At 44.3% G+C, this 21968-nt stretch carries 20 protein-coding genes; 7 read left to right on the top strand and 13 right to left on the bottom strand.

Annotation, left to right across the window (positions count from 1 at the left end; all coding sequences use genetic code 11):
* Positions 1–8: 8 nt before the first annotated feature.
* From A5883_RS15340 to A5883_RS15330, 3 genes are all read right to left on the bottom strand, one after another.
* The gene (locus A5883_RS15340) at positions 9–896 is read right to left on the bottom strand and encodes a carbohydrate ABC transporter permease (RefSeq protein WP_016609205.1); all 888 of its coding nucleotides are present in this window, start codon (positions 894–896) and stop codon (positions 9–11) included.
* 9 nt (positions 897–905) lie between these two features.
* Positions 906–1865 carry an ABC transporter permease gene (locus A5883_RS15335; protein WP_086338963.1) on the bottom strand — a complete coding sequence of 320 codons (960 nt, stop codon included), beginning with the start codon at positions 1863–1865 and terminating at the stop codon, positions 906–908.
* A 315-nt stretch (positions 1866–2180) separates the two neighbouring features.
* On the bottom strand, positions 2181–3542 hold the full coding sequence (locus A5883_RS15330; RefSeq protein WP_010748638.1) for a citrate/2-methylcitrate synthase: 1362 nt from the start codon (positions 3540–3542) through the stop codon (positions 2181–2183).
* A 235-nt stretch (positions 3543–3777) separates the two neighbouring features.
* Between A5883_RS15330 and acnA the strand changes: the two genes are divergently transcribed.
* From acnA to A5883_RS15310, 4 genes are all read left to right on the top strand, one after another.
* Positions 3778–6474: an aconitate hydratase AcnA gene (gene acnA, locus A5883_RS15325; protein WP_086338962.1), complete on the top strand. Its 2697-nt coding sequence runs from the start codon at positions 3778–3780 to the stop codon at positions 6472–6474.
* The gene (icd, locus tag A5883_RS15320) at positions 6467–7717 is read left to right on the top strand and encodes an NADP-dependent isocitrate dehydrogenase (protein ID WP_086338961.1); all 1251 of its coding nucleotides are present in this window, start codon (positions 6467–6469) and stop codon (positions 7715–7717) included. Before acnA ends, icd begins: the two co-directional genes overlap by 8 nt.
* A gap of 104 nt (positions 7718–7821) precedes the next feature.
* Positions 7822–8676, top strand: a complete 855-nt coding sequence (locus A5883_RS15315; RefSeq protein ID WP_086338960.1) for a helix-turn-helix domain-containing protein — start codon at positions 7822–7824, stop codon at positions 8674–8676.
* Positions 8677–8781: 105 nt separating this feature from the next.
* Entirely contained in the window at positions 8782–9321 is a 540-nt protein-coding gene (locus A5883_RS15310) for a biotin transporter BioY (RefSeq protein ID WP_086338959.1), read from the top strand.
* Between the two features lie 91 nt (positions 9322–9412).
* Here A5883_RS15310 and A5883_RS15305 read toward each other — a convergent pair whose 3' ends face one another.
* The 6 genes from A5883_RS15305 to A5883_RS15280 form a co-directional block, all read right to left on the bottom strand.
* Entirely contained in the window at positions 9413–9979 is a 567-nt protein-coding gene (locus A5883_RS15305; protein WP_086338958.1) for a nucleotidyltransferase family protein, read from the bottom strand.
* Between the two features lie 30 nt (positions 9980–10009).
* Positions 10010–10759 carry a 3-oxoacyl-ACP reductase gene (locus A5883_RS15300; RefSeq protein ID WP_086338957.1) on the bottom strand — a complete coding sequence of 250 codons (750 nt, stop codon included), beginning with the start codon at positions 10757–10759 and terminating at the stop codon, positions 10010–10012.
* Positions 10756–10977 carry a DUF2829 domain-containing protein gene (locus A5883_RS15295; protein ID WP_005227147.1) on the bottom strand — a complete coding sequence of 74 codons (222 nt, stop codon included), beginning with the start codon at positions 10975–10977 and terminating at the stop codon, positions 10756–10758. Before A5883_RS15295 ends, A5883_RS15300 begins: the two co-directional genes overlap by 4 nt.
* Positions 10978–11062: 85 nt before the next feature.
* Positions 11063–11956, bottom strand: coding sequence for a metallophosphoesterase (locus A5883_RS15290; protein WP_074535382.1), 894 nt, complete (start codon positions 11954–11956; stop codon positions 11063–11065).
* Between the two features lies 1 nt (position 11957).
* Positions 11958–12335: an iron-sulfur cluster biosynthesis family protein gene (locus tag A5883_RS15285; RefSeq protein ID WP_074535383.1), complete on the bottom strand. Its 378-nt coding sequence runs from the start codon at positions 12333–12335 to the stop codon at positions 11958–11960.
* A 15-nt stretch (positions 12336–12350) separates the two neighbouring features.
* A complete protein-coding gene (locus tag A5883_RS15280; RefSeq protein ID WP_086338956.1) occupies positions 12351–12920 on the bottom strand; it encodes a GNAT family N-acetyltransferase in 570 nt (189 codons plus the stop codon).
* A gap of 107 nt (positions 12921–13027) precedes the next feature.
* On the opposite strand from A5883_RS15280, the gene A5883_RS15275 reads away from it, so the two are divergent.
* Positions 13028–13480, top strand: a complete 453-nt coding sequence (locus A5883_RS15275) for a YueI family protein (protein ID WP_010748630.1) — start codon at positions 13028–13030, stop codon at positions 13478–13480.
* Positions 13481–13494: 14 nt separating this feature from the next.
* Positions 13495–13914 carry a hypothetical protein gene (locus A5883_RS15270; protein WP_086338955.1) on the top strand — a complete coding sequence of 140 codons (420 nt, stop codon included), beginning with the start codon at positions 13495–13497 and terminating at the stop codon, positions 13912–13914.
* Positions 13915–14134: 220 nt separating this feature from the next.
* On the opposite strand, the gene A5883_RS15265 is transcribed toward A5883_RS15270, so the two are convergent.
* Together A5883_RS15265 and gshAB are read right to left on the bottom strand one after the other, a co-directional pair.
* Positions 14135–15778, bottom strand: a complete 1644-nt coding sequence (locus tag A5883_RS15265) for a LysM peptidoglycan-binding domain-containing protein (RefSeq protein WP_086338954.1) — start codon at positions 15776–15778, stop codon at positions 14135–14137.
* A 906-nt stretch (positions 15779–16684) separates the two neighbouring features.
* A complete protein-coding gene (gene gshAB / locus A5883_RS15260) occupies positions 16685–18949 on the bottom strand; it encodes a bifunctional glutamate--cysteine ligase GshA/glutathione synthetase GshB (protein WP_086338953.1) in 2265 nt (754 codons plus the stop codon).
* Between the two features lie 246 nt (positions 18950–19195).
* Between gshAB and A5883_RS15250 the strand changes: the two genes are divergently transcribed.
* Positions 19196–19564: a BlaI/MecI/CopY family transcriptional regulator gene (locus A5883_RS15250; RefSeq protein WP_005227140.1), complete on the top strand. Its 369-nt coding sequence runs from the start codon at positions 19196–19198 to the stop codon at positions 19562–19564.
* 282 nt (positions 19565–19846) lie between these two features.
* Here A5883_RS15250 and ftsY read toward each other — a convergent pair whose 3' ends face one another.
* Positions 19847–21139, bottom strand: a complete 1293-nt coding sequence (gene ftsY / locus A5883_RS15245) for a signal recognition particle-docking protein FtsY (protein ID WP_074934437.1) — start codon at positions 21137–21139, stop codon at positions 19847–19849.
* 1 nt (position 21140) lies between these two features.
* Positions 21141–21959 (bottom strand): Cof-type HAD-IIB family hydrolase, encoded by an 819-nt coding sequence (locus A5883_RS15240; RefSeq protein WP_005227138.1) that lies wholly within the window; start codon positions 21957–21959, stop codon positions 21141–21143.
* Positions 21960–21968 lie beyond the last annotated feature (9 nt).

The raw sequence follows: 21968 nt of genomic DNA, 5'->3' as shown, positions 1-21968 counted from the left end.
TCCATTTTTTATTCTTTCAACGCGCCGATCATGACACCTTGATTAAAATACTTTTGTAAAAACGGGTATAACATCATAATTGGTGCTGTTGATACGACAATTGCTGCATATTTCATCATGTCTGCCGTTGCTCTTAGCTCAGATGCAAGTTCTCCGGTTGCTTGTGTTTGTAGTAATTGATTACTTATTAGTAATCGTCTAAGTATCAATTGCAGTGGTTGTAGATTGTCATTGGTCAAATAAATCAATGCATTGAACCACGAGTTCCAAATACCAACTGCTGTCCATAAACCGATAACAGCCAATATCGCTTTTGAAAGTGGTAACACCATGCTAAAGAAATAACGGATCGTTCCACAACCATCAATTTGAGCTGCTTCCCATAAACCAGCAGGAATACTATTGTTGAAGAATGTTCTAGCTACGATGATATTGTAACTAGATACTGCAAAAGGAATGACCATTACCCAAAACGTATCTAAGAGACCGACATTCTTGATCGTTAAGTAAATCGGGATCAAGCCGCCCGAAACGAACATGGGAATAATAAACAATAAAGCCAGCCATTTCCTACCGTGCAAATCTTTTCTAGATAAGGCATAACCAGCGGGGATATTAACGAATAATGCGACAGCGGTTCCTACGATGGTATATAAAATGGTATTCAAGTAGCCTCGCCAGAATAAGCTCTGCTCAAACAAGCGGATATACCCATCTAATCGCCATTCATTTGGCCACAACCAAACATTTCCATTCCCGACATCCGCTGGATCACTAAAGGAAGCAATGATCACAAACCAAAGCGGATAAATGATTAGAAGGATCAACAAAATGGCTACCCCATAAACAAAGAAATCGAATATCCTTTCAGAACCAGTTTTTTTACTTTTTTTCATAATCTCCTCCTAAAACAGCCCAGTTTTCGTCAAGCGCCTCGACAATGCATTCACTAAGATCAATATAATTATATTGATCACTGTATTAAATAAGCCGATAGCAGTTGAATAACTATATTGAAAGTTTATTAACCCTACTTTATAAACATATGTGGAGATAATTTCACTTCCTGCTAAATTCAAGGCATTTTGTAACAGCAACACTTTTTCAAACCCAACACTCAATAAACTGCCTGCTCTTAATATAAGCAAGATCATTGCGGTGGGAAGAATCAGTGGTAAATCAATGTGCTTGATTTTTTGTAGTCTTGTGGCACCATCCATAGTCGCAGCTTCGTAGTAAGTGGGATCGATCGCTGATAAAGCCGCTAGATAAATAATGCTGTCCCACCCAACATGTTGCCAGACATCACTCCAAACGTATACGCTTGCAAAACTTCCTGGCTGAGAAAGCAAGGAAGGCAATTCTATGCCAACAAGCCGCATGAGGTTGACAATCAAACCATTGGTAGGTGATAGAAACAAGATCAACATCCCGCACATAACCATTGTAGAAATGAAGTGAGGTAAATAGGTGGTGACTTGGAAAAACTTCTTGAATTTTTCTACACGAATTTGATTGCAAAGAATTGCTAATGCAATTGGCAATGGAAAGCCGACAATCATACTGTAGAGGGAAATAGTTAGCGTATTTCTAAGGGTTACTCCAAATTGGAACGAATTAAAAAATTGAGAAAAATGCTTAAAACCAACCCACGGACTTCCCAAAATACCCAGTGATGGGGTGTAATCTTTAAATGCAATTACTAAACCATACATTGGAATATAAGTGAATATGACTAATAAAATCAAAGCTGGCGCTAATAAGACGTACAAAGAAAGACTATTTTTCATTTTATTCTTGTGAAAATTTGCGTTGCTTTTTTTTTGCACATGTAACCCTCCTACAAAGAAAATCATTCTTTTCATATTTTTTACGGTAGAGATAGGAAAAAAGTAACTACTCCTCCAAATAGCCTTTCGTCTACTATAGAACGAATGTAAAACAATCATTGGCCACGTATCCTGATTGTTTTTTACTTAGAAGTGAATCAATTTTTTAGTCTGTCTCTTGAAGGTTTAACGTTAAACTATAAGACAAAGTTTAACGTTAAACTTATTCGTTGTCAACGCTTTCATTAATAAAAAACAACAAACCTCTTCTGAGTAATTGGATGGTCGTATAAGCACTAGGATTTTGAACAAAACAAAAACAGCAGCGAGCTTCCTCCCTGCTGTTTTGATCTATCTTGACTCTATATCGATATATTCGCGATCATTTGACACTTCTTTGTAGGCGGGGCGCATGATTTTTTGTGCGTTGACCAGCTCTTCGATCCGATGGGCGGACCAGCCGACGATCCGCGCGATAGCAAACATTGGTGTATACAGTTCTTCTGGCAGATCCAACATGTTATAAACAAACCCGCTGAAAAAGTCGATATTGGCACTGACTCCTTTGTAGATTTTGCGCTTTTCATTGATGACTTGAGGAGCAATACGTTCGACCATCGTATACAATTGATATTCTTGCCAAGCTTCTGATCCTTTTTCTTGGGCCAGTTTTGCCACATAATTTTTAAAAATCGCCGCACGGGGATCGTTGTCGCTGTATACCGCGTGGCCCATGCCATAAATCAATCCTTTACGATCAAATGCTTCTTTATCTAAGACTGCTTCCAAATAGCTGCGGATCGCCTGTTCATCGGTAAGGTCAGCAACGTTGCGCTTCAAATCTCCCATCATTTCCGTCACTTTGATATTAGCACCACCATGTTTAGGCCCTTTCAAAGAACCTAGCGCTGCAGCAATCGTTGAATAGGTATCCGTCCCACTGGAGGTAACGACTCGTGTCGTAAAGGTCGAATTATTCCCGCCGCCATGTTCCATATGCAAAACCAGTGCCATATCCAATGTTTGGGCTTCTTGGAAGCTATATTCTTTCGTTGGACGTAGCATAGTCAAAATCGTTTCAGCTGTACTCAACTCTTCGGTCGGACGGTGGATATACATACTCTCCCCTTGATTGTAATGATTGTAGGCATGATAGCCGTAGATTGCCAAGAGCGGAAAGACACTGATCAGCATCAGACTTTGTTCCAATACATTTTCAATGCTGATGTCATCTGCTTGTGGATCGTAACTTGCCAGTGTCAAGATACTGCGAGATAAGCTATTCATGATATCAGAAGAAGGTGCTTTCATAATGACGTCACGAACAAAATTGGTCGGCAATGTACGTTTTTCTGCTAATAGGCAATGAAAGGCTGCAAGTTCTGTTTTGTTTGGCAGTTCGCCGAAAAGTAATAAATATGCAACCTCTTCAAAGCCAAAGCGTTTTTCATTGACGAACCCTGCAACTAACTCGTTGATGTCAATTCCGCGATAACGCAGCTCGCCACAAGCTTCAATTGGCTTGCCAGCAATGATTTTTTCTGGATAAATGGTGGAGATCGTCGTAAGCCCTGCTAAGACCCCCGTGCCATTTAAATCCCTCAGTCCACGTTTCACATCATATTCTGAATAAAGATTCACATCTATCAAATTGTATTTCTGACATTGCGATGCAAGATAGGACATCTTCTCTTTCTTTTCTAATCTTTCCACGGTGATGTTACCTCCAATCTTTCTACAAACTATCGACTACAATGTTATTTAACCGTATACAAACATCGTTAAAATAGTCATCCTATAAAATCGTTGCTTTTTAACAAACTTTCACACATTATAGCACGATGTTTAGAAAATGAAATATTTTTCATAAATTTAATTGATTTTTTAAATTATCAACGTATAATTATTCCTAATAAGTACGTTTATCTTCGTAAAAAGGAGGATTCTTATGAAGTGGCAATCTCAACTCACCGTCAATGATACGCAATACACGTATATTGACTTAGCGAAAATCACCCAAGACTTAGGGGCTGATTTATCTCGCTTGCCCTACTCCATTCGAGTTTTATTGGAAAGTGTTGCTCGTCATCAAGACGAGGAAATTACAGAGGATTATTTACCATTTTTAGCGAACTGGCAGGCAGAAACCCCTACTGGTGTCGTGCCATTCAAACCAGAGCGGGTCGTTTTGCAAGACTTTACTGGGGTACCCGCAGTCGTTGATTTGGCTGCCATGCGGGATGCGATGGTCGCTTTAGGCGGTGCCGCAGAAGACATCAATCCTGAGATTCCCGTCACACTCGTCGTCGACCACTCTGTGCAAGTCGATCAAGCCGGTACTCCTGGGGCGATCGCTTTTAATACGGAGCGGGAATTTGAACGCAATGCAGAACGCTATCAATTCTTGAAATGGGCGCAAGGTTCTTTCGACAATTTCGAAGTCGTACCGCCTGAAACAGGGATCATTCATCAAGTCAACATCGAATCGTTGTCTGATGTGATCTTGCAAAAAGCACACGAAGATCAACGACTGCTGTTTCCTGATACATTGCAAGGAACCGATTCTCACACCACGATGATCAACGGCTTGGGGGTTCTCGGTTGGGGGGTTGGCGGTATTGAAGCGGAAGCTGCGATTCTTGGCGAACCTTCTTTCTTCCCTACGCCTGAAGTCATCGGGGTGAAATTTATCAACGAGATGCCTGCAGGTACCACCGCCACCGATTTAGCACTAAAAGTAACTGAAGTGCTGCGGATCGAAAAAGTGGTCGGAAAATTTGTCGAATACTTCGGTCCTGGCTATCGTCATTTAAGTTTAGCTGATCGAGCAACGTTAGCAAACATGGCTCCCGAATATGGTGCGACTTGCGGTTTTTGTCCGATTGATCAAGAGACCTTGAACTACTTAGCAACGACCGGTCGCTCCAGCGAGCTGATCGAACTCGTTGCCGCTTACGCCAAAGCCAACCATTTCTTTTATGATGAAGCGATCGTGCCAACCTATACTAAGACGATCACCATCGATCTAGCAGAAGTTCAGCCAGCATTAGCAGGCCCTAAGCGCCCGCAAGATCGGATTTTGCTTCCAGCAGTCCGTCAGGATTTTGAACAATCGGTCACGGCTGCCGTCGGTCCCAAGGGCTTTGGTCTTTCAGAGGACGAATGGCAAAAAGAAGCCAGCGTTACCTGGCCAGATGCTGCACCTGACAAATTAGTGACCGGCGATATCGTCTTGGCGGCGATCACTAGCTGTACGAATACGAGCAATCCCTTCGTCATGCTCTCGGCAGGCTTATTGGCTAAAAAAGCCATTGAAAAAGGTCTGACCGTCTCTCGTACGGTCAAAACCTCCCTTGCACCGGGCTCCCAGATCGTGACCACCTATTTGCAAAACAGTGGTTTGCTGCCGTATTTAGAGCAACTCGGCTTTTATTTGGTGGGCTACGGTTGTACCACCTGTATCGGAAATTCAGGTCCTTTAGAAGCGCAGGTCGCTGAAGCAATTGAGGCAGAAAATCTACTGGTGGCATCGGTTCTGTCAGGCAATCGAAATTTTGAAGGAAGAATCCATCCACAGATCAAAGCCAATTATTTGGCTTCACCGCCATTAGTTGTTGCCTATGCCATCGCTGGCAGCATTCGCAAAGATCTCACAAAAGAACCGTTAGCTATCGTCAATGACGAGCCGGTGTATTTGTCTGATATTTGGCCTAGCAATGAAGAAGTCAATGCTTACGTTCAAGAGTACGTCGGACCAGAAGCATTTCGCGCTGCCTATGAGCATCTTTTTGATGCCAATGAACGCTGGAATGCGATCGAAACCACCACGAGCGCATGTTATGAATGGGAGGAGCAATCCACTTACATCGCTCATCCGCCCTACTTTGAAACATTGACCAAAGAGTTGCCTAAACCAGATGTCTTAGCTGATCTGAAAGTCTTGGCAAAATTGGGTGATTCCGTCACCACTGACCATATTTCTCCTGCTGGCAGCATCAGTATGGATTCTGCAGCTGGAAAATTTTTACAAGAAAAAGAAGTTCCGTATCGTGAATTCAACTCCTTTGGTTCGCGACGCGGCAATCATCAGATTATGATGCGGGGGACTTTCGGCAACATCCGTCTGCAAAACCAGCTAGTGCCTGGCAGTACTGGCAGTGTCACGCATTATTTTCCAACAGGGGAAACCCTGTCGATATTTGACGCAGCTATGAATTACCAAAAAGCTGGTCAAAGCTGTATCATTTTAGCTGGTAAAGATTATGGCATGGGTTCTTCTCGCGACTGGGCCGCCAAAGGAACACAATTGTTAGGCGTTAAAGTCGTCTTAGCAGAAAGCTTCGAACGAATCCATCGCAGCAACTTGGTCATGATGGGGATCATTCCGCTTGAATATCTTGCTGGTGAAAGTGCCGCATCGTTTGATTTGGACGGCAGCGAAACATTCTCGATCGCTTTGCCAGAAGAGCCAGTGGTCAAGCAGCTGATCGAAGTCACTGCGCAACGGATCGACGGCGGGACTGTCTCCTTTATGACCCGCCTGCGCTTTGATGCCCCTGCAGATATTCGCTATTGGAAGCATCAAGGAATTTTACCGATGGTCATTCGAAAAAAAGCTGAATTAGGAGGAACTGCCCATGCCTGACCAAACAACCCATGAAGCAACGACGATCACCATTCCTTACATTGCAGGAGACGGCATCGGTGCCGAGATTTGGCAGGCTGCGCAACCTGTGATTGATGCCGCTGTAAATAAAGCCTATGACAATCAACGCCGCATCGAATGGCTGGAAGTTTTAGCTGGAGAAGCCGCCTTTGAACAGACGGGGGAATGGCTGCCGCAAGCAACCATCGATACGATCAAGGCTCAACAATACGCCTTAAAAGGACCGTTGACTACCCCAATTGGCGAGGGCTTTCGCTCCTTGAATGTCACCTTGCGGCAAACGCTGGATCTTTATGCCTGTGTCAGACCTGTTCGCTATTTTACAGGGGTCCCTTCGCCTTTAAAACAACCAGAAAAAACCGATATGGTGATCTTTCGAGAAAATACTGAAGATGTTTATGCTGGCATCGAATTTGCCAAAGACGACGACGCAACGCAGCGTCTGATCCAGACACTGCAAGCAGACTTTGCTGTCAAGGCGATTCGTTTTCCTAAAACTGCCGCTATCGGCATCAAGCCGATCTCTTTAGAAGGCAGTCAGCGCTTGATCGCTGCTGCCATTGAGTATGCGATCGCTCAAAAGCGGCCCACGGTGACACTGGTGCATAAAGGCAATATCATGAAATTTACAGAAGGCGGCTTTAAAAACTGGGGCTATCAGCTTGCAGAGACCACATACGCCGACCAGTGTTTTACAATGAATCAATACAACAAAATCAAAGCAGAAAACGGCTCAAAGGCAGCCGAAGCCGCCCTTGCCTCGGCAAAAGCGGCTGGGAAAATCGTTGTTAACGACGTGATCGCAGACAACTTTTTACAACAGATCCTTTTGTATCCAGAAAAATTCGACGTCATTGCCACTTGTAATTTGAACGGCGACTACATTTCTGATGCACTTGCAGCACAAGTCGGCGGCATCGGGATCGCCCCCGGTGCCAATATCAACTACGCTACTGGGGCAGCCATCTTTGAAGCTACCCACGGAACAGCACCGGATATCGCAGGACTTGGCAAAGCCAATCCCTGTTCGCTGCTGCTGTCAGCGTGCATGCTATTAGAACATTTGAACTGGCCAGAAGCAGCTCAAATCCTAACACAAGCCATTGAACAAGCCTTGCAAAGTCAACACGTCACTGCCGACTTCGCGCAGTTGATGCCAGAAGCGGTCTGTTTAACGACACAAGCGTTTGGTGAACACCTCCTTCAGCTCATCCATTCGTAAACTCAAGCTGTGATTGAGTCGGCATTTGCCTGCTCAACCACAGCTTGATTGCGTTTCCACCTTTTGAGAAACTATACTTAGAGCATGAAAGGGGGAATTCATTTATGAGTGAATTCAACATGAGAAAAATCGGTCAGCAGATCGCTGCCAAACGCAAAGAAAAAAATCTGACCCAAAGCAACTTGGCAGACCAGTTACTTGTCAGCTATCAGGCTGTCAGTAATTGGGAGCGGGGCAACTCACTGCCGGACATTGAAAAATTGCCGCAGCTAGCAGCGATTTTAGACTTATCCATCGATGAGCTGTTAGGAAAGCCAGCAGCTGCGGTGCAACATTATCAAGCAGGAACCGCACAACCAGAAGAAATCGCCGAACTAGCTCCACTGATCAAACCGCAAGAATTGTCAGCATTGATTCAAGAAGAACCGTTTCAAGAAACTTCTTTAGACCTAGACTTATTGCCTAGGCTAGCACCTCATTTGACCAGCGCCGACTTACAACACCTGTTAAATGGCGCCGAGAATATCCCAGAAGAGGTACTGGAAGAACTCCTGCCGTTTTTGAAAAAGCCCCAAGTAGAAGAGCTCTTGAAAGGCAAGCACTATTCCATGGCTTTTTGGGAAGAGGCGGCGCCCTTTTTACCCCCCAACTTTTTGGCGGGAGAAATCAAAGGCTGGCTTGAAAATCCTGACTTCCGCTTTTCTGAGATTGAAGAACTGCTACCCTTTTTACCTGCGCCTTATCTGGATGAACTCCTGCTGACCGCCTTGGAACAGCCAAACGTTTCCGCATCAGAACGCTTGGCTTATGATGAAATCGAAGAACTGCTGCCGTTTCTGACAGAAGCAACGATCTGCCGGCTCGTTCAAGCACTGCCCTTCTCAACAGATGAGCTGGAAGAGATCGCCCCTTTCCTCTCCTCAAAGAACTTGATTGTCCTTTTTAAAAAAGGACACTAAAAAAACAAGATTCTTCTTTACTTTTGGTAAACCACCGTTTATAATTTCGTTAACCAAATAAACTAATTTCAGGTTAACGAAATTATTATTAGAGAGAAGGATTCGATGAAATTATCATTACGTGAACAAATCCATGCCGCTTTATTTGCGATCATTATTGCTGGTCTTTCCCAACTGACGATTCCATTAGGTTTGATCCCATTGACAGGACAAACCTTTGCGATCGGGCTAGCGGTGACTTTCCTCGGCACGCGAACTGGAACGATGGCGATCGTCATCTACTTGCTGTTAGGATTGATCGGTTTGCCCGTTTTCGCTGGTTTTTCCAGCGGTGTCGGTGTTTTGTTAGGACCAACTGGTGGCTATTTAGTTGGCTTCCTCTTTAATGGATTGCTTACTGGATTGATCGTAGAAAAAACAGCGTTTCACTACACAGGAGCAGTGATCGGCAATATTGTCGGTGCGCTGGCAACTTTGTTGTTTGGTACATTATGGCTGAAATGGAGCACGGGCATGGCATGGCCGGCTGCCTTTAACGGTGGCTTTGTTCTGTTTATTATCCCTGGGATCATCAAAGCCGTTGCCGCAGCTTATCTAGGTATCTTTTTAAGAAACCGCTTGGCGCAACCATTGGCTTTACGTTAATAAAAAACACTCGCGTCATATGCAGCGATTCCCATCAGTTAGCTTTTTCGTCTAACTTTTGAAAATCGCCGCATCACGCGAGTGTTCTTTTTTATTTCTTCCCTTCTTCAATCGAGAGCTGCGGCCAAATTTTCTGCCACTGCTTCATCGCTTGGCGTTGTCGATAAACCGCAAGATACTGTTCATTTTGGGCAAAATGCGGTGTTGGACGCACCCGAAAACTGCAAATATCCTGCCAGCCAAAAGGCGCCATCAATTCAAGCTTGCCTTGATTCATTCGTGCCGCTACCGCTGTACAACGCTCTGGAAACTTCGTTAATGCATCGAAGGTACTTGTATAAGGCGGCTCCTCGGCAAAATTATGTTGGTGCATCAACGCTTGGTTACGAACCTCCCAAGGAAATTCGGGAAACGAACGGCGCAGTTGCGCTTCGATCGCTGCTGTTTCTTCTATGCTTACAGTCGGATCATAAAACACGACATCAATATCGGTTATTGGCACCTCCGCTATTTTCCCACTGAGACACCCCCATAAATAATTCCGCAGGTACCCAGCACACAGCCAGCAATCCGACAGCTGCAACGCTTCAATGATCGTAAGCAGTTGTCGACATTCACGATTTTTTGCAAACAAGTTCTGGATCGCTTGTTCCTTCATTGGCGTCCTCCTCTAATGGGTTCAGGCTAGTTATTTCAAGGTCCAACCACCGTCGATGGGCACGATCGCCCCCTGCAAGTAACTAGCTTGCGGACTGGCAAGAAAAAGGGTCAGCGCTGCAACTTCTTCTGGTTGCGCCCAACGCTTGACTGGCGTCTCTTCTGCCACCCATTGCGCCATTTTCCCGTCACCGGCAAAATCAGCCGCATTCATCGGCGTTTGAATCGCACCGGGCGCGATGCCCTTCACCGAGATCCCTTGATCTGCAACATCCAACGCCAACTGTTTGGTAAACCCGACGATCGCGTGTTTTGCGGTTGTATAGGCGATCCCGCCCCCACCTGCGACCATTCCAGCGATCGACGCCATATTGATGATCGTTCCGCCGCAATTGGCTTGCATCAGCGGCAAAATTTCTTTCGTTAAATAAAACATGCTGGAGACATTGGTTTGAAATATCTCCTCCCACTCCATTGACGTCGTCTCAGCGATCGTATGATAGCCGTCAAGCTTTCCTGCTGTATTTAACAAGACTGTGATACCGCCAAAGTGCGTCACACAAGCTTGGACCGCTGCAAGACAATTTTCTTTCACCGCTAAGTCACAACATGTGCCGAAAAAGCGGGGCTGGGCTAAAAGCGAATCAGGAAACGATTGGCAGTCAACACCAAATACTTGAGCGCCTTCTGCAAGAAACGCCTCTGCTTGCGCTTTACCGATGCCTGAAGCAGCCCCTGTGACAAACACAATCGTTTTGTCATCGATCCACGCTGCCGTCATTCCACGATTTTCCAATCTTCCGCAAGAATGTCGCAAACAGTCGGTGCGAAACTCGAGAATCCCTCATCTGCTGTTTTGATCAAAAAGTAAGGGGTGACTGGGGCATTGTCGTACACTTCGCCTTCAACGAATGTCACATAAAGTTCAAAGCCGCCCCAACCTTCACGAATGATTTTTTTGCCGGCTTTTAATTCTGGTAAGATTTCTTCAAATGTCATGATTTTTCTCCTTTGCGTGTTTCTTCTAATGGTTTAAATTGCTTGGAAATTCAATCACGAAAACAAGCAGGACTCGTTTGCTGCGCTAATACGGCAGCAGCGTGATCGCTTGCGCCAATTCCTCTACAAGATGCGCCGTTTTATAGTCCTCAAATGCCTCATGATGGTTTCGCAGCAGCGTCCGAACTTTCGTTGGAGAATATGCTTCTGCTAAGTGATTTTCCAAAACGAAGCGTCGGGTCAACTGCCATTCATAATAGTAGCCGAAGGGACGGCAATAGTAGCTGGTTCCCGCAAGTTCTTTTTTCTCAAAGCGTCGATGGGTATGCCCAAAGACGACTGCCCGCACATTGGCGTACTGATCGATCACTGCGCCAAAATCAGGCGTCCCCAAAAACGCATTTAGGTGGTTCCAGCGGGCGTACTTGCCGGTCTGCCGCACAATAAACGCTTCTTGGGGCACAAAATGCGTAGAAAGAAGAATTTCTTGGTCTTGCGGCAAATGGGCCAATGTTTCCGCTAAACGCTCATTGATGGCTTGGCTGATCTCCTTATCCGATCCCTTTCGTTGAATCATGCGGTCATACCAAAACAAATTTTTCAGCCGCAAGATCTCAGCTTCACTGGTCAGATCAGAATATTGGTAGTCATACCAGCCATTGATTCCCAACAGCAGTGTTTTTTCTGATAAGCGATACGTCTGAAAATTAAGAAAGGCGGGATCATCGAAAGCCTCGATCTCTTGTTCCGTCAAGTCCACCATTTCATGATTGCCCCAGTGAAAGGTCGTTGGCACCTGTCGACTTTGAAAAAATGCGACCACGTCTAATAGCCGTTGTTTTTTATTCGCCACATCTCCTGCCAGATGCAGATGGGTCACCTGATTTTGCTGCAAATAATCAGCGATCAGCTGCAGATGGGGATCAAATAATTGGTTGATATCGACGTGCAAGTCGCTAATAACCGCCAGCGTGCCCATCTCAGCGGCCCGCCGTCTGCTTTTCGATCCGTAACAATTGGACATCGTTAGCTAAGATCCCGCTATTTCCCACCAATTGCAACCGTTGATAGGTCGGTTCCACCTGCATCCGAGTCTGTTCTTCTAAATACACCTGAGCCCCTTGCTTCAACCAAATCGTGCCTAAGGGTGTCGTTAAAGGGGTGTCGTAGATCGCCAATCCTTCTTCTGGATAGCTTTGCGGCACGATGATCAGGCGAAAATGGATGTCCAAACGGCAGGTGATCTCCGTTGCAGGAAACGGACCAACGCCGTCTTCAAAATCCAAGTAGAGACGATCACCTGGCTGCACATAAGGGGTTATTTTTTCAATTGCTGCTGGCTCAATGTTCAGTTCCATGACGAGAGCCCTCCTTTACATGATACGTTTTTTCCATTCCTCCAGGGTGATGCCACGCGTGACTTCATCGATGATTTCTTCACCCGATTTGCGGGCAGCTGGGATCGTTGCTTCCAATTTCATCCCAATTTTCTCCATGACCCGTCCAGACTTGGGATTTCGGTCATCATGTCGAGCAAAAATTCGAATCAATTCGAGTGTTTCAAAACCGAAATGCAGCAGTGCCATTGCCGCTTCTGGCATAATCCCTTGCCCCCAATAATCGCGACTCAATGTATAACCGAGCTCAGCGATCTCTTTTTCTGATTCTACCCGCAAATCGATGGTCCCGATCATTTTTCCTGAGTCTTTTTCTTCGATCGCAAATTTTCCTAAGGGTGCAGCAACAAAATACTCGGCGATGCGTAGTTTTGTTTCTTCAACCGACCCATGTCTAGCAAAGACGAAGGTCGTCGTTTCTTCATCATTTGCATAGGCAAACATGTCCGCTGCATCTGCCAAGGAAACAGGACGCAAGAGCAGCCTCGGTGTCTCCAACCGTTGATTTTCTGCTAACAATAGCAAATGTCGTTCTTTTGTTGTCATAGGATCCCTACTTTCTATCAGAACTCTCTCACGATCGCACCCCTCTTTTGCTATTTGTTGGATATGCTATAATAAGCATAAGTAAACGCTTTGAGGAGGATACTTCAATGTCAGACGAATTAGAAAAACGCCTTGATACAGGAATGTATGGGACGCCTCGCGTCAACCCAGATGAACAGCGCAAGTATTTAGGCACGTTTCGTGAACGGTGTTATCTTAGTATGACAGTAACAGAAATGAAGAAGAAGGACAACCAGAAAACGCTCTTGAACGCCTTACCAGATTATCAAGGAGCGCTCGTGCTGCTTAATGGAAAATTGCCAGAATCGATCCAGACCGATTACATCACTTTACTGACCAAGCAACAGATGGAATTTCGGATCGTCTCCGATGCCCAAGATGCCGGTCCAGACAGTATCGGCTTGCTGATTGCTGGGAAAGAAGCCGTCAATGAAGACGTCATCGATATCGAAAAAAAATTCCCTGCAGCTGCCGCTCCATCGGATAAAGAGCAGGAACAACCAGAGAAAACGTCATTTTGGAAACGTCTTTTCCATTAAAAGGAGGAACTATCATGGAACAATCAACACCGCCCTACCTTTCATTAAAGAAAGAACTGCTTGATGCTTTGGATCTGCATATCGATTTGTTTAAAACGGCACCCACGATCGAATCCAGCCATCTAGATGGCGTATTGTTCATGATGCGCAGCTTGGGTTTTATGCTGGATCGCGCTCCGAAAGTACTCCTGCTGGAGGATAAGAATGAAATGAACTTTATGATGTTTCAATATTATAGCCTCCTGTCGGAACTGAAGTACAATCTGGTTTTAAACTTTCCCTACGCCTCGATTCAAGGCGTACCGTTATTAACCTTGATCCAACGTTTTCCTACCACGTATGAAAAAGAAATGAAACAATGGTGGGAAGCCCGAACGGGTCTCAAGGTGGAAGAAACGAAACAAACGATTGAGATCGCTGCTTTTGAAGGATAAGAAGATAAAGAAAGGCTCACGATACTTCCTGCAGATAGAAAGTACTGGATATAATAGATTGCTAATGAAGCGAACCATAAAGCAGGACGATAACGTATCTCTCATGATTTCTTCAAATAAAAACCAGTCAGAGGCAGTTTCTGACTGGTTTTTATTAGTTTTAAGTTGTATTCTTCTTAATTTATATGAAACATCAAAGAATCAACTTAACTTTTTTTATTTAGTAAAAATCAACTGTAAAACCAATTGGATCTCCATTTGCATTTAGCGCTGGCCGAATAACAAAGCCTGTAAACTCTAAAAACTTCCCTTCAGCCCATAAAGAATATGCACTTGCACTCGCTTCTGCACTAGTAGCTGCAAAAATGCCGCTATTACCCAGATTGACTGGAGTATTCACATCTGTTTCGCCAGAGCCATCTTCTCCGCCATCTACATCCGTACCGCCACCATCGGTTCCGTTATCGCCACCGTCTACATCTGTACCACCACCATCGGTTCCGTTATCGCCGCCGTCTACGTCTGTACCGCCACCGTCGGTTCCGTTATCGCCGCCGTCTACGTCTGTACCGCCACCGTCGGTTCCGTTATCGCCGCCGTCTACGTCTGTACCGCCACCGTCGGTTCCGATATCGCCGCCGCCAGTTCCATGGCTTGATGTACCAAACTCAATGTAAATGTAATCACCTTCTGGATAAACAGCGTAGCCCTTGACTACATCAGGGTAATTCTCACGCAGCCATGCGGAGGCTTCTGTTGTGTTTAAGAATGGACCGACCCGCAGTTGTGTATAATATGAATTTTCATAGACAACGGTAATCGTAATTTCACGATCAATTGCTCCACCGTTATCTTTATTACCAACACCAAATTCAATATAGATATAATCACCTACAAAATGAACTTCATGCCCCTTAACTACTTCTGGATAATTTTCATGCTTCCAAGCAGTAGCTTCCTCGTTACTTAGGAATGGTCCGACACGTAGACGAGTATAATATGAATTCTCATAGACAACTTCAACTACAATTTCACGGTCAGTCGCGCCTCCATTATCAGGTGTCGGAATATTGAACTCAATATAGATATAGTTTCCTTCTAGATAGATTTGTAGGTCTGAAACTAAGCCAACATAGTTTTCAAGCAGCCATGCCGCCACTTCATCGGTAGTTAAGAATGGTCCGACACGGAGGCGTGTAATTTCTTCATTTTCTGCAACGACTGTCACTTCAAACTCTCGATCAGCTGGTGGATTAGTGGAACCATTATCTCCACCTGAACCATTATCCGTTGCTGGTGGTGTTGGCTTTGTGGAGCCATCTCCTGATCCATTATCTGTTGCAGGCGGCGTTGGTTTTGTTGATCCGTCTCCTGATCCGTTATCTGTTGCTGGAGGTGTCGGTTTTGTAGAGACATTTGATCCATTATTACTGTTTCCAGGATTTGTATTGCTTCCTCCCCCAATTGGTTTGGTCGGATCAATTTTGTCAGTATCTTGAATCACTGCTTGACTAATCGTATTACCCTCTGCATCCTTTAGAGAAACCACATTTCCATCAAACACTAATTTGTTGCCAGCATAAATCAAATCAATATTGTAAATATTATTCCATTGTGCTAGACGTTCGATCGTAATATTTGTCGCTTTACTGATGGCGCTAAGTGTATCACCCCAAACAATCGTATATTCATTCCCAGTAATATCAGCTTTGATTTGTTCGGGTGTTCTGGCAACCCATACGCTTGCGGAAATAGGGGATGCTGTTTCTTCTGATGCTGAAACTTGATTTGATAACGCACCAGCCGTAAAAATTGTTGCTAGTAATGCCAACGTTTTAACAATCTTACCATTAAATTTTTTCATTCCGTACTCTCCTTTTTTGTAATGCTATTATATTCAACTTATTACACACCATAACCTGATTAAAATTTCAGGATGGATCAGTATAATAAATTTAGTATACTTATCTACGCAGAAGGGCTCGTGTGAATCATAGCCCGTTGAAAGACAGAAAAGAGCGGCTAAAGAAAAAGTGATTCCTCGGTTGGAAGCACTAAAACCATTGATTTAAGCCTACGAAAAAAGCCTGCACACTGAATGAAGAACCGACAAAGCACTGTCAAACATTCGCAGGGATCGGAAAAAATCATCCATATCCTTTGTGTACCTATAAGGTGCTGCCAAAGGACCGTTCCGCAAATTCTTAAAGCAATGCGCCTATGTTTAGGAGTCACTCATCGAACCACAATCAGTTTCGGCTATAAAACCTGCCTTACTTCCTAATAACTTGAACATTGAGTATCGATTCAACTCCGTTTCCGATGATGAACTTTCATTTTTGATTCAATTGAAAACAATCTTTGCACTTCTTTTGTCAATAACAAAGATAAGAGAACCCGTCTGCCTTTGCCGCTTTTTTGATGCCAACCATTTTGTTATATGTAAAAGCATAGTTGAAAGACAATATCTATGTTCATATCTTTTTTATACATGCTGACCTAATTTAGCGGCTCTTCAAAAAACGATAGTTATTTAATCGTGTATAAAAAAAACTAGAACTTCCTTTCTTTAGATTACCAAAAATACAATTATTTTTCCAGTATTCCTATTAAAATAAATATTTTTTGATAAATAAAGACAAAAAAGCGAGGGAATTAACTATTGTGCTAACTGTCAGATCAGGAATCAAACAACGATATAAAAAAAACTGCACACTTTGAAAGGAACTCTCCTTCCAAAGTGTGCAGTTCTTTGCTTTTTGTACTTCCATCAGCTCTCGAAGACTTCAGGGAACAACAGGCGTAAAACAGACATAGTTAAGCGTCGGCCTTTCCCGCTGTATGGATAAACGTGCATATGCATCGCTGGGTTGAAATTGGCTTCAATGATTCCATAAGCCCCCGGTTCATTGGCTTGCTTGGTTTTATCTGGAATAATCAGATCGATTCCGCTGATAGATGCTTGTAATGCGGCTACCGCATCGACTGCTACTTGTTTGTAATCATCGTTGAAGTCATCCGTCACATCGATAGAATCACCGCCAGTACTGATATTCGAGTTTTCTCGCAAATAAACGATCTGCCCCTCTTCGGGTACTGAATCCACTTGATACCCTTGCTCTTTTAACATCAGTTGTTCCAGTTCCCCTAATTGGATCAGTTCTAATGGGGTCCGATGATGGGTGCCGCGCAATGGATCAAGATTTTTCTCTGCGACGAGTTCCGTGATCGTGCGCTTGCCGTCACCCACGACATTGGCAGGGATACGTAGTAAAATCGCATCGACTCGCCCATCGATCACGAAGAACCGATATTCCGTCCCTGACAAAAAAGTCTCAACGAGGATCGAATCATCTTCCGCAAAGGCAATGGCGACCGCCGCTTGATAATCCGCTAAAGAGGCACCTTCTTTGAAAATCGAGATACCGATCCCATAGTTGGTGGTTTTCGGTTTTACCACAAACCCGCTGTGGGCAATCTGAGGATAAAACGCGATCGCTTCTTCTGCCGAAGCGAACTCAGCGCCACTTGGTACATGAAAGCCATTTTCGGCTAAGATTTTTTTAGTGACCGTTTTATTCGCCATGATCAATGGGACGATGTACTGATCCTTACTGGTCATATTGGCATTTTTAACATATTCGATGTGGTCTTTCACGGCTAATTTCAAGAATTGATCCGTTTCATCCAGTACCGTCACTTCGATTCCTTTTTGGATCGCATCGAACAAGAGAATCTGGGTCGACAATTCCATTGCTCGAAAGCCAGCTAATTGATACGGTTTTTCCCAAGCAGCTTGATGATACTTTTGTCCCAGCAATGTTGCTGTCTGCGCTTGACTGGTTGCTTGACTTGCTGAGAAAAGACGTCCCGCGAAGGTTCTTTCTGGTTCAGCCAGCATTTCTGAGAGCTGATCCAAAAATGGTGGATGCGGCAGCTCAAGGGCTTGGGCAAAGTCCATCATTTCAGTAATCAGCGCTTGCGCTTCTTGCTGATAAGTCAAAGGTGCAAGCGGATGTTCTAATGCGACCTGATCATTTTTCTGATTGCCCTCTTCGATCCACGCATCCGCATCGCTGCCTTCTTCTTTTGTACTTAAAAACAATAAGAAGAAATGCAAGAATGCGACTTGCTCTTTGGAAATCCCATAGCGGGCAAAGGGATCGATGTCAATATTTCTTAACTCAATATAACGGATACCCGCTGAGGCTAAATCTGCGACCCGTTTTCCCCCACGTAGACGCACTGGCGCATAAAATTCTTTTTCTTCTGAAAGCTTTCCCGTCTCCACTAATTTGGCAATATCTGCAAGATAGGTCTCTAACGAAGCGTAAGATACCTTGACGTCTTCGTGATTCGTGTACCCATAGCGGCTATTGCGAATACTACGGACTGGTTCTTGCGGTCCGTTTTCTGTCGTAAAATAATTGGCTTCTGATGCAGGAGTCGCCCCAAAGAAATACGTCAAAAACCAGCGATAGTGCAAATAATTGCGAGTTACTTTCAAATAAAGTGCCGTTTTAAACGTCTGGAAGCTTTCCTTCGTTTCAGACAAAGCATACAGCTGCTGCAAAAAGTCTTCCGCAAATTCGAAATTGAAATGAATCCCACTGACCATTTGCTTGCGGCGACCATATGTTTTGGCTAAATAGCGGCGGTAGAGCACATCTTCAAATTGGTCTAATTTAGCAATGACGATGTCTTCTTCTTTTTCTGGTAAAGCTGGTGGCATACTCAATGGCCAGAGCATTTCTTCTGCTGACATCGAACGATACGCCACATCATGAATAGCCCCTAAAAAACGGAACAATTCATCCACGGAATCAGCAACGGGCGTAATCAGTTCCAGTTGGTTTTCGGAAAAATCCGTTTGGATATACGGATGGAAGCGTCGATTGCCTAACGTTTTAGGATGATCGGTACCTGCAAACGTCCCATCGAGCCGCACCCGCTGCGCTTCACGCTCAATCCCGTAGCGTCCTTTCAATAAATAGGGAAAAAGCTCTTTATGTGATAACAATGTTTTTATTTTCATTCGACTGCCCTCTATGTTCTTCTACTAAATTTTTTCTCAAATGCTATTTCTTTCCATCTATTATAGTGAAAACTGGTGAAAAATGCAGAAATTTGCTCTTCACTTGTAATATCTCTTACTAAAATTACCAAGAATTTATAAAATACTTGAATAAATTTGATATTTACCTTCAAAATAAAGTATACTGCTTATAGAACAGTAAATTATTATGTCCATATTACTCTTTTTTGAAAGGAAGAATAGTGAATGAAGCCACTTAATCTTACCAAACGCGAACGTCAAATCATGAATATCTTTTGGAATTCAGACAAACCTCTTTCTGCAAATGACATTGCTGTCCAACAGCAAGATCTAAGCAAGAATACCATTCAAGCAGTCGTACGTAAACTAAAAAACCACGACTTATTGAAAGTAGCGGATATCGGCTACAGCGGTACTGTTTTGACTCGGTTGTATTCTCCGAATGTGACCCAAGAAGACTTCTTAGCAGCAGAATTGTCTGATCAATCTTTATTGAATTTGATTACGAACTTTATCGAAACCAATAAAGATATCGATACATTGAACAACTTGGAAAAAATGATCACTGAGCGCCAAGGGGAACTTAAGAAATAATCTTTCCCCATCGTTCAACTCGTTGTATTCTGCCTGATACTTCCCAAAGTTTTTAGACAGTGCAGAAGAAAACGAAGCCTTCAAACTGCTTTTCCTGATTTTTTGGCAAAGTCGTGCATCGCTGTACCCACATTTGCCACGCCAAGTGTTCTCAGCTTTACGTCACAAGTCAAGCTCGTGGAAAGAGACGACGACCCGTTTTCTCTTCCCTTTGATCTCACAAAAGCAACAATAAAGGAGAGCCATGTGTAGGTGTATCACCTAACACAGGGCTCTGTTTTTTTATTCTTTGATCAAGCCTTTGAATAAGCCAACGACAAATTCATTTGGATCAAATGGTTCTAAATCATTGATGCCTTCTCCGAGTCCCACTAATTTGACGGGCAGCCGCAGCTCGTTACGGATCGCCAAGACGATCCCCCCTTTGGCTGTTCCATCAAGTTTGGTTAAGACGAGACCAGAAACATCCGTCGTTTCTTTAAATTGTTTTGCTTGATTCATCGCGTTTTGACCTGTTGTTGCATCCAACACGAGCAGGACTTCATGAGGGGCCGTTGGGTCCACTCGTTGAATGATCCGTTTGATTTTTTCTAGTTCGTTCATCAAATTGACTTTGTTTTGCAAACGACCCGCGGTATCTACTAATAAAACGTCAGCATTTTCTCGTTTTGCGCGCTCCATCGCATCAAACACGACTGCTGCTGGATCGCCTCCTGCATTGCCACGAACGACTTCAACACCAGCTCGTTCACCCCAGACCACTAATTGATCGATGGCACCGGCACGGAAAGTATCCGCTGCAGCCAATAAGACTTTCTTGCCTTCGGCTTTGAATTGGTGGGCTAATTTCCCGATACTGGTGGTTTTTCCAACACCGTTCACGCCAACAAATAAAATGACGGTCAACCCTGACTGCATATTCAACTCGTTGACTTCACCGACACCCGCTTCACCATATAGGTCAACCAATTTTTCGATGATGACATTTTGGACATCTGCCGTTTTCTTCACATTACGTAGTTTGACTTCTTGCCTCAATGCATCCGCGATCTTCATCGCCGCATCGAAGCCGACGTCTGCGCCGATCAGCGTTTCTTCCACTTCTTCGAAGAAGTCTTCGTCCACCGTACGGAAGTTGGCAAACAATTCGTTCATCCGTTGCCCAAAGGTTTTCCGTGATTTCGTCAATCCTTTGGTGTATTTATCCTGCACACTTTCCGTTTCTGGCGCTGGTTGAAGGATTGGTGTAGCCGCTGGGGTTTGCTTTGATGGTGTATCCTTAGCCACTTCTTCTGGAATACTTGGTGCTTCTTCTCCTTTATTCGCTGTCGTTGCTTCTTGCTGCGGGGACACTTCAGCAGTTTCTTGCTCTGCCTCCAAATCACTGGAGTCGGCGGTTTCTGCAGGTACCACTGGTTCTGAAGCGCCTTGTTCAGCAGGAGTTTGTGCTGGCTGGCTTTCTTCTGAACGCTGTGCCTCTGGTGAGTCAGCATCGACTAACGGTTTGTCGGTTTCTTGCTCTGCTTCTTTGGTTTCTCCAATCAGCGCTTTTTTGATTTTGTCAAAAAATCCCATCTTACGCACCTCCTTTTAAGACATATTCTTCAATCACTGCTGCCACACCGTCTTCTTGGTTTGAAACGGTGACAACGTCAGCCGCCTCTTTAATGATTGGCACGGCATTGGCCATCGCTACGCCAATCCCAGCATAGCGAATCATCGGCAAGTCATTTTCTTCATCACCGATCGCCATCACTTCTTCTTGCTTGATCCCTAAATCTTGCGCCAATAGGCTGATACCATAGGCTTTGGTGATTCCTTTAGGCATAAATTCCAACAGGTTATTCCGGCTTTTGATGATTTCATATTTCTCGCGGATCTCTGAGGAAATCTCAGGGATCTTAGGATCCAAGACTTCCTGATGGTAGGCGATCACCGCTTTATTATAGAGCATCGATTCATCAAGATCAGCTACGGCAAAAGGACGACAATCCAATAAAGGATTTAACGAGCCATAAATCGATGGATGCGCTGCTGAAGTGGGTAAACTCAAGACGATCTCTTCGGATACCACGTCTAGAGGCAAATTCAAGTCTTCCGCTACTGAAACCAATTCATGGATATCTGCCAGCTGCATCGCTGCTTTTTCAATAATCTCGCCAGTCTCATTTTTTTGAACCAAACCGCCGTTAAAGGTGATGCTATAGTCGCCGGGTTCTTTCAGCGATAATTCTTCTAAGTACGGACGGATCGCCCGTAATGGACGTCCCGTACAAATGACGATTTTTACGCCTTGTGCTTTGGCACGAGCAAGTACCTCTTTGTTGCGAGGAGTCACTTCTTTTTTGTCATTCAATAACGTTCCGTCTAAATCGATCGCAATCAGTTTAATCATATCATTCCT

It is taken from the genome of Enterococcus sp. 5B3_DIV0040 (assembly GCF_002140755.1).
GTDB lineage: Bacteria > Bacillota > Bacilli > Lactobacillales > Enterococcaceae > Enterococcus_D > Enterococcus_D casseliflavus.
Note: the sequence above shows the minus strand (reverse complement) of the source record. Positions and strands in the feature narration are given on the sequence as shown.

Coding starts and splice junctions, on each gene's coding strand:
- A5883_RS15340 (WP_016609205.1), bottom strand. CDS start 896: ATGAAAAAAAGTAAAAAAACTGGTTCTGAAAGGATATTCGATTTCTTT.
- A5883_RS15335 (WP_086338963.1), bottom strand. CDS start 1,865: ATGAAAAGAATGATTTTCTTTGTAGGAGGGTTACATGTGCAAAAAAAA.
- acnA (WP_086338962.1), top strand. CDS start 3,778: ATGAAGTGGCAATCTCAACTCACCGTCAATGATACGCAATACACGTAT.
- icd (WP_086338961.1), top strand. CDS start 6,467: ATGCCTGACCAAACAACCCATGAAGCAACGACGATCACCATTCCTTAC.
- A5883_RS15315 (WP_086338960.1), top strand. CDS start 7,822: ATGAGTGAATTCAACATGAGAAAAATCGGTCAGCAGATCGCTGCCAAA.
- A5883_RS15310 (WP_086338959.1), top strand. CDS start 8,782: ATGAAATTATCATTACGTGAACAAATCCATGCCGCTTTATTTGCGATC.
- A5883_RS15305 (WP_086338958.1), bottom strand. CDS start 9,979: ATGAAGGAACAAGCGATCCAGAACTTGTTTGCAAAAAATCGTGAATGT.
- A5883_RS15300 (WP_086338957.1), bottom strand. CDS start 10,759: ATGACGGCAGCGTGGATCGATGACAAAACGATTGTGTTTGTCACAGGG.
- A5883_RS15295 (WP_005227147.1), bottom strand. CDS start 10,977: ATGACATTTGAAGAAATCTTACCAGAATTAAAAGCCGGCAAAAAAATC.
- A5883_RS15290 (WP_074535382.1), bottom strand. CDS start 11,956: ATGGGCACGCTGGCGGTTATTAGCGACTTGCACGTCGATATCAACCAA.
- A5883_RS15285 (WP_074535383.1), bottom strand. CDS start 12,335: ATGGAACTGAACATTGAGCCAGCAGCAATTGAAAAAATAACCCCTTAT.
- A5883_RS15280 (WP_086338956.1), bottom strand. CDS start 12,920: ATGACAACAAAAGAACGACATTTGCTATTGTTAGCAGAAAATCAACGG.
- A5883_RS15275 (WP_010748630.1), top strand. CDS start 13,028: ATGTCAGACGAATTAGAAAAACGCCTTGATACAGGAATGTATGGGACG.
- A5883_RS15270 (WP_086338955.1), top strand. CDS start 13,495: ATGGAACAATCAACACCGCCCTACCTTTCATTAAAGAAAGAACTGCTT.
- A5883_RS15265 (WP_086338954.1), bottom strand. CDS start 15,778: ATGAAAAAATTTAATGGTAAGATTGTTAAAACGTTGGCATTACTAGCA.
- gshAB (WP_086338953.1), bottom strand. CDS start 18,949: ATGAAAATAAAAACATTGTTATCACATAAAGAGCTTTTTCCCTATTTA.
- A5883_RS15250 (WP_005227140.1), top strand. CDS start 19,196: ATGAAGCCACTTAATCTTACCAAACGCGAACGTCAAATCATGAATATC.
- ftsY (WP_074934437.1), bottom strand. CDS start 21,139: ATGGGATTTTTTGACAAAATCAAAAAAGCGCTGATTGGAGAAACCAAA.
- A5883_RS15240 (WP_005227138.1), bottom strand. CDS start 21,959: ATGATTAAACTGATTGCGATCGATTTAGACGGAACGTTATTGAATGAC.